Origin of the sequence: Candidatus Centipeda massiliensis, assembly GCF_900290285.1 — a bacterium.
Lineage (GTDB): Bacteria > Bacillota > Negativicutes > Selenomonadales > Selenomonadaceae > Centipeda > Centipeda massiliensis.
In genome coordinates, this window is sequence record NZ_LT985755.1 from 57,954 (window position 1) to 74,868 (window position 16,915).

General features: G+C 56.3%; 6 protein-coding genes. All 6 read right to left on the reverse strand.

The genetic code is table 11. The features are described from left to right. Positions 1-212 precede the first annotated feature (212 nt). On the reverse strand, positions 213-10,451 hold the full coding sequence (locus C8273_RS06150; RefSeq protein WP_159060741.1) for an autotransporter outer membrane beta-barrel domain-containing protein: 10,239 nt from the start codon (positions 10,449-10,451) through the stop codon (positions 213-215). Positions 10,452-10,832: 381 nt separating this feature from the next. After that, positions 10,833-11,681, reverse strand: coding sequence for an Rpn family recombination-promoting nuclease/putative transposase (locus tag C8273_RS06155; RefSeq protein WP_106626899.1), 849 nt, complete (start codon positions 11,679-11,681; stop codon positions 10,833-10,835). Between the two features lie 234 nt (positions 11,682-11,915). Next, on the reverse strand, positions 11,916-12,530 hold the full coding sequence (locus tag C8273_RS06160; RefSeq protein ID WP_106626900.1) for an N-acetyltransferase: 615 nt from the start codon (positions 12,528-12,530) through the stop codon (positions 11,916-11,918). 8 nt (positions 12,531-12,538) lie between these two features. Further along, a complete protein-coding gene (locus tag C8273_RS06165; RefSeq protein ID WP_106626901.1) occupies positions 12,539-12,790 on the reverse strand; it encodes a hypothetical protein in 252 nt (83 codons plus the stop codon). Positions 12,791-12,819: 29 nt separating this feature from the next. Further along, complete coding sequence (gene recD2, locus C8273_RS06170) at positions 12,820-14,988, reverse strand: SF1B family DNA helicase RecD2 (RefSeq protein ID WP_106626902.1); 2,169 nt, start codon at positions 14,986-14,988, stop codon at positions 12,820-12,822. Between the two features lies 1 nt (position 14,989). Further along, complete coding sequence (locus C8273_RS06175; RefSeq protein WP_106626903.1) at positions 14,990-16,915, reverse strand: ABC-F family ATP-binding cassette domain-containing protein; 1,926 nt, start codon at positions 16,913-16,915, stop codon at positions 14,990-14,992.

Genomic DNA, 16,915 nt, shown 5'->3' on the forward strand with positions numbered 1-16,915 from the left:
CATTGAAAACTCCCTTAAGGCCTCACAGGACCTCTTAAAAGGTGATATGTGAAGAGCCGAAGCCCTCCCTTTGTTTTTCCCATTATACCGTTTTCGACTGTAAAAATCAACAGGCAACGATCAGCTTATATGAGAAATATTCGACAACACAAAGGGGCGGATGCACGAAGCTAGAAAACTTCGTGCATCCGCCTCCTAAAATATCGTATCTATTAGAACGCCCAGTTCACATGAGCGCCGCCGGAGTAGCCCTGGCGCTTGCCCTGCCAGCCCGCAAACCGCAGGTCATACGAGAAGCGGCTGTCCTTCGGTGCGAAGCGGTAGCCCACTTCGAGCATTCCGCTCCCGCCGCGCAGTGACGGACTCGGGGTCTCATACCCCATGTAGCTTGCCGTCGCCTTTCCGCTCAGCTCATACTCCCACGCAAGTCCTGCGAAGATCTCACTCTTGTCGCTGTCCTTATGCGTATAGCGGAAACCCAGACGCACGCGGTTCGAGTTTACTGCGCCGAAGCTATATTCATCAACGCTTGCACTTCGTCCGCTTGTGGAGATTTTCGCCTGCATACCCGACTGATACGACCAGAAGTAGCGCAGGTAGGTGTTTACTTTATCCTTCTCGCTCGTCTTCATCTCCTTGCCAATGCCAAGATGCGCTGCATAGTACGCATTCGAGCTGTCATAGCGCGAGTTCGTATCTGCATAGATCGAACCGCTGTAATCGCTGCGCGTCTTGCCGCCGTGCAGTGCCACCTCTGCCCAGAGTCCCTGTGCATTCTCTACACGTCCCATGATGCCAAGACCAAGGTAGCTGACGTTACCGCTGCCGTGCGTGCCGTCATCCAGATAGGAGTCGTACTTGCCCTTGCCGTATTCGACGAAGGGGCTGAAGAGGAGAGTGCTGCCCGTCTGCCCGAGTTCCCGCGTCCAGCCGACGGCAAGCCCGTAGCCCTGCGTATCCGCATAGGAGCCGGTCTTTGCTGTCATGCCGCTCTGCTCCATCGCTGCCCAGATATGGTAGCCGCGTGCATCCTTGTCCTTGTCGCCGCTTCCCTCTTTCTTGGCGGAGGTCATGCCTGCACCTGCAAGAAGGTCTGCGCCGCCGTTGATGAAGCTGGTCGCTGCCGCGCGGGTTTCGACGAAGGATTTTGCCTGCTCGTTGATCGCCGCCTTGGTGACGGTTGCGATCAGCTCGTTGCTGCTGCGCTTCATGATGTCAAATCCGTAGAGGAGGGAGACGCCCTGCATGGTCTCTACGTGGTTGACGAGGGTTGTGGGTGCGGGCGGCACTGCACTGTCCGCATCGGTGGTCAATGTGCCGCCGTTTACCTTCATCAGGCTGATCACGTCATTGACACGAAGGTTGACATTGCGTGCCGTCCCGTTGACGCCGACACCGACGTCGATGCCGCGGATGTCTTTGTTTGTAACACCGAGGTTCAGGATGGTCGGGTTCTCGTTGGTGATGCCTTCATTCAGGTAGAACTGGAGGTTCTTGATGCCCGTAAAGTCGCCGGCGTAGGACTGCTGCGTCAGGTCATGGTGGACGGCAAGGGTGTTGTTGCTGTCGGTTGCGCCGCCGTTGCCGCCCTTGATGGTGCCATTGACGCGCGATCCCGTGAGGTTGATGATGTTGTCGCTGTTGCTGCCGGTGGCGTTGCCCGCAGCGACATCTCCGGTGACGGTGGAGCCCTTGCCGATGTTCACAATGTTCCCCTCGGCGGTGATGCAGCTGCCGCCAAAGACGCTGCCCGTGACGGTGATGCCGTCCGCGATGTTCACGGTGTTGCGCAGAGATGCGTTATGTGCGTGTCCACCGTAGACGTTACCTGTGACGTTTGCGTTCACGTTGACGATGTTTTCAATGGCATCCAAGCCATTCGTGCTGTCTGTGGAACCGCCGACGATGTTGCCGGTGACGGCTGCGTTGACGTTGACCACGTTCTTAACGGCATTGCCGTGTGTGGAGTGTCCGCCGGTGATCGTGGTCGACGTGTTCGAGGTCGGCGCTCCTGAGATGGTTACCGTATTCTCTTCGGCGTCGTTCTTTGCCTCTGCGCCCATAACGCTTGCGCCGCTGATGTCGCCGCCCTTGATCTCTGCTGTGTTCTTTGTCGCCTTGCCCGCGCTCTGTGCACCCTTGAGGCTGCCCGTGACTGTGCCGGAGGAGATGATCGCTTTGTTATTTGCCGCGTCTCCTGCGGTCACTGTTTCCGCACCAATGGCGTTGGTGACACTGCCGCCCTTAATTTCTGTTGTGTTCTCTTCGGCTGCGCCGCTCTGGCTCTGTGCTCCGACGAGGTTCGTAACGGTGCCGCCCGCTGCGTATGCAGCGTTCTTCAGTGCTTTGCCGCCCACGGTCTTTGCGCCGTAGGCGTTTGTTGCACTGCCGTCTTCGACGGTGAGGGTGTTCTCCTCTGCTGTGCCGCTTGCGGTCTGTGTATCGCCGCCGATGGCATTGGTAACGGCTGCACCTGTCTTGAGGGTGAGTTTGTTATTCTTTGTGATGCCATCCGCACCGTAGACGGTCTTGCCGCCGAATACGTCGCTGCGTGCGTTGCTGTTGACGTCGACATTTGCGTTCTGCCACTTATAGGCGGAGAGGTTCAGGCTGCCGCCTGTGGTTTCCTGTTGGTTGTTGTCCGTGACAAGGCTGTACTCGACATCGCCTGTGCGCTCACTGCCCGTACTGCTGTAGCCGGTGAGGGTGAGTTTCTTGCCCGCTGCCATCTGGAAGAGGTGGACGTTCTTTTCCATGACGTTGCCAAGCCAGTTGGAAACGTCTGCGCCCGCCGGCTTTTCAATGGTGCTGTAGGTAAGAGTCGTATCCTGATTGAGTGTGAGGACGGTATCCCCATCGGCAAGATTCGAGCCAAGGCTCCATGTGATCTTGCCGAAGTTTTCAAGGCTGCCGACCTGTGCTCCCTTGCTCTTGAGGTTGAGGACGTTGCCCTCGGCAGACTTGTTGCCGCCGCTGAGTTTGCCCGTGACGGTGACGTTAGCATCATTCGTGCCGTCACCGATGGTGATGGTGTTGCCCGTGGTCTTGCCATTGCTGTTTGCAAAGCCGCCGTAAACATCGCCCGTGACACTTCCGCTGTAGAGGTTGACGTTGTTGCCCGTGGCACTGCCGCTGGCTGAGGCGTGTGTGAGAGCGCCGCCGTAGAGGCTGCCATTGACGGTCGCGCCCTTAAGGTCAATGATATTGCCCGTAGCATTTCCTGCCTCGGTGCGGACATCGGCACCATAGCCGTCCGCAATGGTTGCGCCGCTGTTCAGGATCAGCGTGTTCTCTGCCGCATCGCCCGTCTTCTTGTAGCCGTCCGTGCCGTCGCCCGCCTCAAGGTTCTGTGCGAGGCCCGCATAGACCGCGGTTGCAATGTTGCCACCCGTTACCGTGAGCGAGTTCTTTTCGACCTTGTTGCCGGCCTTAGAGCGTCCGCCCCATGCCTCGTTCGCATTGGCTGCGATGGCTGTATGGTTGTTCGCGAAGCGGTAACCTGTGACGTTGACTTTCTTGTCACTGGCTGTTTCGTTTTCCGTGTTGAGGACGTATTCGTAGTCGCCGTCCTTCTTCGTCTGACGCGCACGCGTCGCATCGTAGTGCGTAAAGTTTATGTCGTTTGCGCTGTCAAGGAGGGTCAGGATATGGTCGCTCGTCGGGCTTGCCGTGATGGCATCGAGGTTCTTCAGCTGCATCTTCGACCAGTCGATGCTGGTATTTGCTCCGTTTGTAAGCGTCAGCATGGTATCCCCGTGGCTGACGTTGTGCGCAACGTCGAAGTTGACGTTCTCGAAGTTCTTGACATCCGCCGCACCTGCATTCCGGCTGTTGACGTTCAGCGTGTTGCCCGTGACATCTGTCTGATTGCCACCATAAACGGTGCCGACGGAAGTCGCTGTGAATGCCGTTGTCTCCGTGCCAAGGTTGACGGTGTTGCCCGTGGTCTTGGCCGAGCCGTTTGCAAAGCCGCCGTAGACATCATGGAGTGTGCCGCCCGTGATGTTCACGGTATTGTCTTTGGAATCGCCCGTGCCGTTCGTATGGGCTGCGTAGATCGTACCATTGACTGTACCGCCCGTGAGGTTCAGTGTGCTGCCCGTAACGCTTCCCGTCGCTCCTGCATCGGTGATGCGTCCGCCGTAGACATCGCCTGTGACGCTAGCACCAGCGGAGATGTTGACCACGCTCTTTGTGATGCTGCCTGTTGCACCTGCAGCGGTAAGGGCTGCACCGTGAACATCGCCTGTGACCGTACCGCCTGTAATCTCTGCGGTGTTCTCCGTCGCACGCCCCGCTTTTGTGCGCACCTCGGCACCATAGGCATTGGTGACCGTGCCGCCGGAGATGGCGATGGTATTCTTCTCGGCATCACCAGTCGTTACGCCGACCTTGTTGTTCTCGACAAGTCCGCCGTACGCCGCCGCGCCAAGCATGCCGCCTGTGACGGTCAGCTTATTGTTCTCCACCTTGTTGCCGACCTTTGTGCGTCCCGCCCATGCCTCGGCTTTTGTGCCGTCGGCTGCGGTGTAGGACGCTGCGTCATTGTCCTTAAACTGGTAGCCTTCGAGCGTGATGTACTGCGTCGCATTCGCTCCATGACTGTCAGTGTCAACGATATATTCAAGTTTATCCGTGGAATGATCCTTTGCGCCCGTATAGCCCGTTGTCGCAATCCCCGCCGCGTTGTCGATGAGGTTCAGCTTGTACGGCTCGTAGGTCTTGATGCCCGCACCCGTGAGGCTCGATGTATCTACCTCAAGCTTGTTCCAGTTAAGAGCTGTGGTCTGCGCGCCGTTATTGAGCGTCAGCAACGAGTTTGCCGGATTGATGGTACTGTTGAGGTCGAACTTGACTTTGTCAAAGTGCGCAATGTTCCCCGCCGTTGCGTTGGTCTTGACGTTCAGTGTGTTGTCCGTCACGGTCGTCTTGTTGCCGCCGTAGAGGACACCGTTGATGGTCGTACCGGAGGCAAGCGCATGACTGCCATCGCCGAGGTTGACGGTGTTGCCCGTGGTCTCACCCGTACCGCTTGTGTAGCCGGCGTAGACATCGCCCATCGTGCCGCCCGTGATGGTAACGGTGCCGCTCTTGGCATCGCCCGCTCCTGCATTGTAGCCTGCATAGATCGTTCCGCCAACGGTACCGCCCGAGATATTCACTTCACTGCCTGTTACGCTGCCCGTCGCCGCACTGTCTGCAATATGACCACCGTAGATGTTGCCCGTGACACTGCCGCCGGAGATATTCGCCTTGCTCTTGCTCACCGAGCCCGTTGCACCTGCCGCCGTGAGGGATGCACCGTAGAGATTGGCAGTCGTTCCGTCCGTGATTTCAGCGGTATTCTCAGCGGCACTGCCCGCCTTGGTCTTGACCTCGGCGCCATAGGCATTTGCCGCTGCTGCGCCCGTGTTCAGGATGAGTGTGTTCTTTTCGGCATCGCCCGCAGTGCCCGGGACGGTGGTATTTTCGACCATGCCGCCGCGCGCGTTCAGCGTCGCACTGCCGCCTGTGAGCGTCAGCTTGTTTTTCTGTACCTTGTTGCCGATGATGGAGCGTCCGCCCCAAGCATCCGTAGCCGTCGTGCCCGCATAGCTTGTATCATTGTTCTGGAAGCGGTAGCCCTTGAGGTAGACTTTCGTGGTTGTGGCACTGTTGCCGTCCGTCGTCATGTCCGCCTCGTAGTCGTTTGTGTGGATGCGTCCGCGCGTACCCGTATCGCTGTAGCTTGTGCCAAAGTTGATATGGTTGGCGTTCTCCATCAGCGTTAGGATACGATCCTCTGTGGCACTTGCGGTTGTGTTGTCGAGGTCGTCGACATGGAGTTTGTTCCAGTCAAGAGTTGTAGCATTGCCGCCATTCAGCGTCAGGAGGGTATCACCTGCCGTGATGTGGCTGCTCGTCGTCTTGAAGTTCACCTGGTCAAAGTTCGCAATGTTCCCCGCTGATACACTGTCATAGACGTTGAGCGTATTCCCTGTAACATCATTCGTCTTGTTCCCGCCGTAGATGGTGCCGGAAATATTCGTTGTGCCCGCAACGGCATCCGATGCCGTGCCAAGATTCACGATATTGCCCGTCGTCTTACCGGTACCGTTTGCAAAGCCGCCGTAGACATCGCTCATCGTGCCGCCTGTAATGTTCAGTGTCGCACCCGTGGCATCGCCCGCATTCGTGTGATTGCCGTAGATCGTGCCGCCAACATTGCCGCCCGAGATGCTGAGCGTGCCGCCGGTCACACTTCCCGTACCTTCGTTTTTGCCGCCGTAGACAGCGCCATTGACTGTGCCGCCCGAGATATTGACTTCGCTGTTTGTGATTGTGCCCGTTGCATTTGCCTGTGCAATATATCCGCCGTACACGTCGCCCGTGATGTTGGCACTGCCGGAGATATCGACCTTGCTCTTATCTGCCGTACCTGTAGCATTTGCAGCCGCAAGGGACGCACCGTAGACGGAGCCAACGTTTCCGCCCGTGATCTCTGCCGTGTTCTCCGTCGCATTCCCGTCTTTCGTACGCACCTCGGCACCGTAGGCATTGGCGGCTGTGCCGCCGGAGACGGCGACGGTGTTCTTCTCCGCATCGCCCGTCGGGAGCGGGTTGCCATGCGTGTCAAGCTTGTGATTCTCCACGAGTCCGCCGTACGCCGCCGCACTGATCGTGCCGCCCGTAACGGTCAACTTATTGTTCTCTACCTTGTTGCCGACCTTTGTGCGCCCCGCCCATGCAGCAGTATGCGTGCCGTCAGCAGCAGCATACGTTGCAGCCGTGTTGTCCTTGAACTGGTAGCCTTCGAGCGTGATGTAGCGCGTCGCATTCGCTCCATGACTGTCGGTATCGATGATGTATTCGAGTTTGTCGGTGGAACTGTCCCTTGCGCCCGCATACCCCGTCGTCGCAATGCCTGCCGCGTTGTCGATGAGGTTCAGCTTGTACGGTTCGTAGGTCTTGATGCCCGCACCCGTGAGGCTTGATGTATCCACTTCAAGCTTATCCCATTTGAGCCCCGTAGTCTGGCTGCTGTTGTTCAGTGTGAGCAACGAGTTCGCAGGATTGATGGTGCTGTTCAGATGGAACTTGACTTTGTCAAAGTGCGCAATGTTCCCCGCCGTTGCGTTTGTTTTAACGTTCAGCGTGTTGTCCGTCACGGTCGTCTGATTGCCGCCGTAGAGGACACCGTTGATGGTCGCAGTGATTGCACTCTGCCCGTCACCAAGGTTGACGGTGTTGCCCGTAGTTGCCCCCGTACCGCTTGTGAAGCCGCCGTAAGCATCACCCATCGAGCCGCCCGTGATGGTAACGGTGCCGCTCTTGGCATCGCCCGCTCCTGCATTGTAGCCTGCATAGATCGTACCGCCGACGGTACCGCCCGAGATATTCACTTCACTGCCTGTGACGCTGCCCGTCGCCGCACTGTCTGCAATATGACCACCGTAGACGTTGCCCGTGACGGAGCCGCCGGAGATATTCGCCTTGCTCTTGGTCGCCGAGCCCGTTGCACCTGCCGCCGTGAGGGATGCACCGTAGAGATTGGCAGTCGTTCCGTCCGTGATTTCAGCAGTATTCTCAGCGGCACTGCCCGCCTTGGTCTTGACCTCGGCACCATAGGCATTTGCCGCTGCTGCGCCCGTGTTCAGGATGAGTTTGTTCTCTGCCGCATCACCCGTGGTGCCCGGAACAGTGGTATTCTCGACCATGCCGCCGCGCGCGTCGAGCGTCGCACTGCCGCCCGTAAGCGTCAGCTTGTTTTTCTGTACTTTGTTGCCGATGATGGAGCGTCCGCCCCACGCGTCTGTGGCCGTCGTGCCCGCATAGCTTGTATCATTGTTCTGGAAGCGGTAGCCCTTGAGGTAGACTTTCGTGGTTGTGGCACTGTTGCCGTCCGTTGTCATGTCCGCCTCGTAGTCATCCGTATGGATGCGCCCGCGTGTGCCCGTGTCGCTGTAGCTCGTACCAAAGTTGATATTGCTGCTGTTCTCCATGAGTGTCAGGATTCGGTCGCTTGTCGGGTCTGCCGTGAGACTGTCGAGGTCATCGACGTGGAGCTTGTTCCAGTCGAGCGTTGTGGCATTGCCGTCATTCAGCGTCAGGAGGGTATCTCCCGCTGCGATATGGCTGCTCGTCGCCTTGAAGTTCACATTGTCAAAGTTGGCGATGTTGCCCGCCGTGACACTGTCGTAGACATTCAGCGTGTTGTTCGTCGCAGTCGCATTGCTGCCGCCGTAGAGCTTTCCGATGGTGGTGCCCGAAGCAACGGCATTGGTCTCGCTGCCAAGGTTCACGGTGTTGCCCGTGGTCGCACCCGTGCCCGCCGTCCAGCCGCCGTAGACATCACTCATGGTGCCGCCCGTGATGGTGACAATGTTGCCCGTGGCATCGCCTGTTGCTGAGGCATGGGAAAGATAGCCGCCGTGCACGGTGCCGCTGACACTGCCGCCGGAGATGTTGACCTTGTTGCCCGTTGCGTTCCCGCCCGCTGCGGCAGTAAAGCCGCCATAGATGTTGCGTACGGTGCTGTTGACGAGATTTACGGTATTGTCCGTGCTGCTATCCTTCGCCGCAGCCGTCGTACCCGTGCCTGCCGTCCAGCCGCCGTAGGCGTCCTGATGGGTGGTGCTGCCGTTCAAGGTGAGCGTATTCTCCGTCGTTGTATTGCCGATAACGGAGCGTCCTGCCCAGACATCCTCAGTCGCGCTTCCCGTGGTCGGTGTCACATTAGCACTCTTAAACTGATAGCTGCCGAGATAAATCTGCTGTGCCGTTCCCGTTCCGGTGTTCGTATCGATAATGCGCTCATGGGTATCGGTCAAGGAAAGAAGTTTGGCTCCCCTATACGTCGTCCCAAGGTTGATATTGCTCATATTCTGCATGAGTATGGAGCGTCCGACCGGTGCCGTTCCCGCGTAGGCAATGGCATCCCAATTCAAATCCGTTGCAGCCCCGCCCACAACGTTCAGCATGGGATTTGCCTGATTGAACGTACTGTTGAAGTTGAAGCTTACCTTGCCGAAGTTCGCGATGTTGCGCACGGAGGCATTCGTATTGACGTTGAGCGTGTTATCCGTTACAACATCGCTTGCGGACCCAGTCGATCCACCACCATAGAGCATAGCATTCGAGAGCGTGGGCGCATTCAGCGTGCCGTCACTCTTGCCAATGTTGATGGTATTGCCCGTCGCCTTGCCCGTGCCCTGCGTGTAGCCGCCGTAGATCGCAGTACCCGTACCGAAGGTGCCGCTCTCAATGTTGACAATATTGCCCGTGGCATCACCTGCCGACACGTTGTTCGGCGCCGTGAGCGACGGATTGGTTGCGATAAGGGCGCCATAAAGTGCACCGTTCGCGTTCAGCGTCCCGCCCTTGACGTTGATAACATTGTTCGTCGCCTCGGCGTTCTTGGTCGTATCGACTAACTCAGGATGATCCGCATCATTGGGATTGGCGAGAGTGTGAATGCCCCTCGTGAAGCCAGCCGCGCCATATGTAACAGCACCACCCGCGAGGAGATTTAATGTATTGTGCTCGGAGCCGCCGTTCTGCCCAGCCGTAAAACCCGCAAACGCCTGTAGATGACTGTCGCCCGTGAGATTCAGTTCGTTATGATTCGTCGTGTTACCGAAGAAGGATATTCCCGAATATGTCCCGTTCGCCCCTCCCATGACCGTTGTCACATTGACGCCGTGTCCTGCATTCTGGAAGCGACTGGCTTCGACAAAGATAGTATGAATATTATTGACCGTTCCTGTACCGGTAGTATCCGCTCGTTTCCGAACCTCGTAATCACCGCGGTTGAAAAACGTTGGTGCATAGTTGGTGAGCGTCAGCACCCCTCCTCCTGTAGCAAATGGCGCAATCGCTATTGAATTGATATTATTGGCGGCAAGAGCCGTTAGCCAAGCATCCAATTCGGTGATTTTGATGTTGCTCCACTCGAAGGCTGGGCCATCCTCCCTCAGACTAAGCTGCCAATCCCCGGTAAGCAACAAACCTGTCAAATCAAACTCTATCTTTTCAAAGTTGCTAATGGAATACGCACCATTTAGTTTTCCCTGCACCCGTAACGTATTGCCCGTCGTATGGTCTGCACTTGGATTGTTGCCGCCGCCGCCATAGACTAACCCATGTCTGCGCATACCAGTGTATCCGCCGTAGTAATTGTTCCCGCCGAGAATAACCGTATTGCCCGTCGCATTCCCCTGAGCCGAGAATCCGCCATATACATACGCATCTCCCCAGATAGCGGCCGCGTTCTTTACGACAACCGTATTGCCTGTCACGTTTCCCGCACCTGCGGTGAAGCCGCCGCACAGACTCTGTCCGGCAAAGTGCGGTCCGTCTACTGTCAGCTTATTATTATACACATTGCCATTATCGGCAGGATCCGTAATTGCCCCACCCGAAGGCGGAGGCACGGTCGGCAGCGGATGCGCAGGTGTGAAATCCACAAGCACATCATTGCCACTTACATCGGCAGCATAAGCGTACTGAAAATCTGAGAAGAGTGCCCCCCCCCCGCGGACAAAGCAAGTGCCACAAAAAGCGACAATCGGCGTTTGCTTTTCAAATCCTTTAGCATGACAATCCCCTCCGTGTCATTCCACTCCACCTATAAGTGTCTCATAGTACTATAATCCCAAATATACTCCCCTTCTCATCTGTTGTCAATCCCATTTTAGAAATACAAACTCTGCCGCAAAAAGCCGCCCGGTCACGAGCGGCTTATCATCTTCGATTACATATCGATCACAACGAAATCTCACCCCCATGCTCCTCCGCCATCTGCTCAATCCCCTCTGCTCGCTCATCCTTCCACGATTCCTCCATATCACTCACTATCCTTGTATGCTGAGCCCATGATCTTTTGCCAGTTTTAATATCGCCGATTCTGGCATTTCCGTCATCTTTTTAATAACGGCAATGGGCGTTTGCGCGCGTAGCATATTCAAGGCAACGTGCATAACGCCGTCCTTCCACGATCCCTCCATATCGCTCACATAGTCATGCTCATACTTCTCACGCTGTTCATATTTACGCCGCTGTCCTGCATCGCGCATGAACGCCTCGATCTTGTCCCATGCCGTGTTGATTGCCGCCTCGCTCATCGCAATCGCCTCCATTTCCTCATCACTGAGTTTGTTGCTGATAAAAGCCATCCACTTGTCCAGTGTCCGCATACTGCGGATATCCTTCCGCGTTACTTTTGGCAGCTCCAAAAAGTGTATCTCAAGATCCTCGGTCAGCCGATGCACGCCTGTCTCGTCATAGAGTCCATACATATGGTGGAATCCCGATAGCGGCAGATATTCATAGCCGAGCAAATTGATCGCGACCGTTCGCCGCAAATTCTCGTAGTTCTCGCCCCGTCCCAGCGTACTCTGATACAGTTTTGCCCAGTAGTACAGACTACGTTGTCCCATATTCTGACGTTTCTGCACCTGTACTTCGATATTGACCTGTGTTTCATCATTCGTCATACACAAGATATCAAGCGCAGATACCTTTCCGTTCTCCTCCTCCGGATCGAGTTCTCGATCCGCAAAACGCAGATCAACAAATGCCTTTTCTCCCTCTAATTCGAGTACTGCATTGATAAACGAGAGCGTGATTTCCTTATTTTCTTTATGTCCAAAGAGGAACTTAAACAGCAGATCGTTCAGTGCGTTAAAATCTCTCGTTCGCATAACGGAATCCTTTCTCTATCAGCGCTTCCTTTGTCCTTATTATAAAGTTTTCAGGCAGTTCCGTCAAACAAAAAGCCGCCCGATCACGAGCGGCTTATCTTCTTCGATTACATATCGATTACGACGAAACCTCAACCCCATGCTCCTCCGCCATCTTCCGAATGACTGCCTCCGGCAGTTCTGCCATCTGAGCCACCGTCGCAATCGCCTCCGTTTCTTCATCACTTTATTTTATTATAGATATTTAAACATTTGTATCAAGTAGCTGCCAGACAGAACATCGCTTTCATCACGGTCAAGAACCCGTTCACCAAAAGCAAAGAACCCATTTCGTTCATAGAACTCTTTTAATGCCACCTTATCCTCACATTCCAGATAGACGATCTTCCCACTTGATATTCGCTGTATTTGTTCCACTTTATCGCATGCAATCCGGAGAAGATCGTCTCCACGAATCAGATTATCATATCCATGTGTATAATTTTTTCCGAGTTGCCCGATGAGAATGGCTGACACTACATATCTACGCAAATCATTATCATAGGTCGCAAACTTATTGACTCTCTTACGCAGGGTTCTGCTTAACTTCTCTATATTTTTTGCATCAATGTGAAAATATTTTTGTGCAATTGAAAAATAGCCGACAACAACATCTTCTCCTTTGTATTGTTTGAATACAAGATATGTCGCGGCTATTCTTTGTTTTGCAAATTCCACAGCTTTCTCTTTAAGAAAAATCTCTACATCTCCATTATGGGGACAGGAAAATTCTTTAGTAATATTCTCTATTGCTTCATTTTCTTCGAGCTCTATTAAATCAAGTAGATTAACGATCGGCGTACCTATCATAATAGAACCTACGCTTTACGATATTTCGACAACAATCCACCTAACTGCTCAGTCGAAACTTCATACGCCGTCGGATTCTTTTCTTTTCTTACATCATGACTTTGCTCAGCCTTCTCCAGTGCAGTCATAAAACGATGAATCTGCTTATCGCCTCTGATGTTCACGCTCTTCAAAAAGCTTTTTGTCGCCATAAGCTCACCGTCCATTCCATAAGAAATTATAGTATATGTAATTATACATTGTCCATCATAATTCTTCAATCCCTTTATATGATTGTTCCCACGTTTCCTTAGATTTTCTCCGCCAATCTCTCTGCAAGCAGTGTATAACGCCGCCGCGTGCGGTCATTGCTTACGGCTGTGAACAGTGCGGTACGGTCACCTACGAGGATGACGCCCTTTTTCGCACGCGTCACGCCCGTATAGAGGAGATTGCGCTGCAGCATGATGTGATGTGCGCGCACAAGCGGCAGGATGATGATGTCGTACTCGCTGCCCTGGCTCTTGTGAACACTCATCGCATAGGCGAGGGTGAGCGCGCCGAATTCGTCGCGCGTATAGGAGACCTCCATATCCTCCGCAAACGCGACGACGAGATGCTCTGCGTCGATCCAGCGGATGCGGCCGATGTCACCGTTGAACACATTCTTCGTGTAGTCGTTCCGTGTCTGCATGACCTTGTCGCCGAGGCGAAAGCCGACCGCCTCGGGTTTATCTGACGCAGGCGGATTCAGCACCGCCTGTAGGCTTCGGTTGAGCATATCCACACCGCACGCCTCACGCCGCATGGGTGAGAGCACCTGCATATCCATGAGATCTGTTCCCGCGCGCAGGAGCCGTGTGCATATTGAGACGATCTGTGCGGCGGCATCCTCGCTGGATACGGCTATGACAAAGGAAAAGTCCGCCTCCGTAAAGGAGGGCACGCGCCCCGCATTGATGGCGTGTGCATTGAGGACAATCGTGCCCGTATTGTTCTGACGAAAGATCTCGGTCAGACGAACGCTCGGAATGACGCCGGAGCGCAGGATGTCCTTGAGCACAGAGCCGGGACCGACGGCGGGAAGCTGATCTACATCGCCGACAAGGATGAGATGCGCCCCCGGAAGAACGGCGCGAAGCAAGTGCTGCATGAGCACAATATCCATCATCGAAACCTCGTCCACGATGATGACATCTGCCTCAAGCTGCGTCTCCGCGTCGCGCCCGAAGCGCATCTCCCCCTCCTCCCTGCCCTGTGCTTCGAGCATGCGGTGCACCGTCGCAGCAGGGCATCCCGTTGCCTCCGCAAGGCGCTTTGCCGCGCGTCCCGTCGGCGCGGCAAGCAGGATCTCAAGTCCCTGCGCACCGAGGATGTCGATGATGCTGCGTACGACGGTGGTCTTGCCCGTCCCGGGGCCGCCTGTCAGAACGAGGACACCGTGCTCCAGCGAGGCAATGACCGCCTCCCGCTGCGCCGAGGCAAGGTTGACATGATGCTCCTTCTCCCATGAGGTGACAAGAGAGGATGTGTCATGCACATGAATGTGCTCTGCCCTCCGCTGCAGGGTGAGGAGAAGGCGTGCCGTCTCCTCCTCTGCCTTGTAAAGCTGCGGAGCATAGATGAGGCGTTCCCCCATCTCATCCACTGCATAGAGGCGGCTCATCTTCACCTCACGGCCGAGCACCTCCATGACCTGCCCCCGCGCAACGCCAAGGCGCTGCGCCGTGCGCTCTGCGAGCATCCCCTCGGGAATGCAGCAATGACCGCCCGAGGCAATCTGCGCGAGTTCATAGGAGAGACCTGCGGCGATGCGTGCAGAGGAGTTCTTCTCCCATCCCGCAGCAATGGCAATCGTATCCGCCGTGATGAAGCCGATGCCGTCGATCTCCTGTGCGAGACGATAGGGCGATTTCTCCATCACCTCTATCGCAAGCGAGCCATAAGCCTTGAAGATACGTGCAGCATACGTTCCCGTAACTCCATGCTCCTCAAGCCAGAGCATGATGTCCCGCAGCTCGGACTGACGCATATAGGAGGCAGTGATCTTCTCCACCGTCTTTGGTCCGATGCCCGCGACCTCTCTGAGACGGCTTGGCGCGCGTTCGATGATGAGGAGCGCCTCCGCGCCGAATTTCTCCACGATGCGCCGTGCCATCGCGGGGCCAACGCCGTCGATCGTACCGGAGGCGAGAAAGCGTTCGATGCCGCCCGCACTCGTGGGCGCACTGACGTGCATCCGCAGAGCCTTAAACTGCCGTCCGAAGCGCGGATGTGTGACCCAGCTGCCCGTCAGGCGCACCTCCTGCCCGACGAGCGGCGCAGCGCCCTTCGTCGTCGCCGTACACTTGCCCTTCTGCTCCAATCGCAGGCGAAAGACAGAAAACGCGCCGTCCGTGGAGGCAAATATGATGTGATCCACAACGCCCGCGAGTTCTTCCTCCTCGGAGTGAAAGCCGAGATTCTGCTGCAGCTCCATGTTACGCCTCCGTCAACTGTTCCCACTTCTCATAACGCTGCATGATCTCGATTTCCTTTGCCGCATACGCCTCGGCAATCGCATGGCTGCGCTCCGGATCCGCCTGCGTCTCCGGTCGGTTCATCTCATACTCAAGCCCCTTCAGCTCCGCCTCTGCCATTGCGATCTCCGCCTCCATGCGCTCAAGCATCTCCTGCCGCCGTGCGGCAGGTATGGCGCTGTGCACCGCCGTTTTGGGCGCAGCAGACTTCTCCGTGCGATCTTGTTCCGCTTGTTCGGACGGCACACGGCGCACGTGCTTCTCCGCAGTACGCGCTTCCTCCGCCGCCTCCTCCGCCTCGGCCTCCTTCTTCATCAGATAGTAGCCATAGTTGCCGAGATACTCCGCGATCCTGCCGTCCTTCAGTTCGAGCGTGCAGTTTGCCGTCTTGTCGAGAAAATAGCGGTCATGGGAGACGGCAATAAACGTCCCCGGAAACGCCATCAGCGCCTCCTCCACCGCCTCACGAGCGGGGATGTCCAGATGGTTCGTCGGCTCGTCCAGCACGAGGAAATTTGCGCCCGTCAGCATGAGCTTCAAGAACGCCACGCGCGCCTGTTCACCGCCCGAGAGAGCCCCGATGAGCCGCAGGACGTCGTCGCCGTGAAAGAGGAAGGCGCCGAGATAGCCGCGTGCCGTCTCCTCGTCAAGTCCAAACGTGTAGCAGATTTCATCGAGTATGGTCTTGCTGGGATCCAGTCCCTCATGCTGCTGGGAGAAGTAGCCGATCTTGACACGGCTGCCGATCTTGAGGCGCCCCGTGGCTTCAAGCTCCCCAACCAAAATCTGAAGGAGCGTCGTCTTGCCGACGCCGTTCTCACCAATGAGCGCCACACCGTCCCCCTTGCGGATGAGCAGGGAAATGTGGTCGAGTATGCGCTGCCCGCCCGGATAGGCGAAGCTGATGTCCTCAAGCTCTGCCACGCGCTGTGCACACTCCGTCGGCTTTGTAAACGCAAAGTACTTGAAGCGTGCCGCCTCGGGCGGCAGCACGATCCGCTCGAGGCGGTTCAGCTGACTCTGCCGTCCGCGCGCCTGCTTTGCCTTGATGCCCGCCTTGTAGCGGCTGATGTACTCCTCGGTTTTCTTGATATGCGCCTGCTGCTTCTCGTAGGCATTCTGCAGCGCCGCACGGCGCTCGTTCTTCACACGCATATAGTGCGTGTAGTTGCCCGTATACGCCGTGACCTCCGCGTGATCCAGCTCCAAAATACGGTTCGCCACGCGGTCGAGAAAATAGCGGTCGTGCGAGATCAGAAGCACGCCGCCGCGATAGGACTGCAGGAATTTTTCGAGCCATTCGATCATCCCGATGTCCAGATGGTTCGTCGGCTCATCCAGAAAGAGAAAGTCCGGCTCACGCAAGAGAGCCTTCGCAAGACAGATGCGCGTCGTCTGCCCGCCCGAGAAATGGCGGACATCCTTTTGGAGTTCCTCCTCGGAGAAGCCGAGTCCAAACGCCACGCGGCGGATGCGGCTCTCAAAGTCATAGCCGTCCATCGCCTCGAACCGCGTCACGAGATTCCCATACGCGGCAAGTTCCTCCGCGCCGGCATCCCCTGCCGCAATCGCGTGCTCCATCCGCTCCTTTTCCGCGCGGAGCATGATGAGGTCGGAGAACGCGCTTCGCAGCTCCTCGTAGAGCGTATCGTGGGAGAATGACGCCTGCTGCTCGACGTAGCCGACTGTGTCGGCGCGATCCATCACAACCTGCCCGCCGTCGCTCTCCTCGCGTCCAAGCAGAATCCGCATCAGCGTCGTCTTGCCCGTGCCGTTTGCGCCGACGAGCCCCACCTTGTCCCCGCGCATGACCTCAAAGTTCACATTGGAAAAAAGCGTACGTATGCCATACGCCTTTTCGAGTGCCATGACCTTCAGACTTCCCAT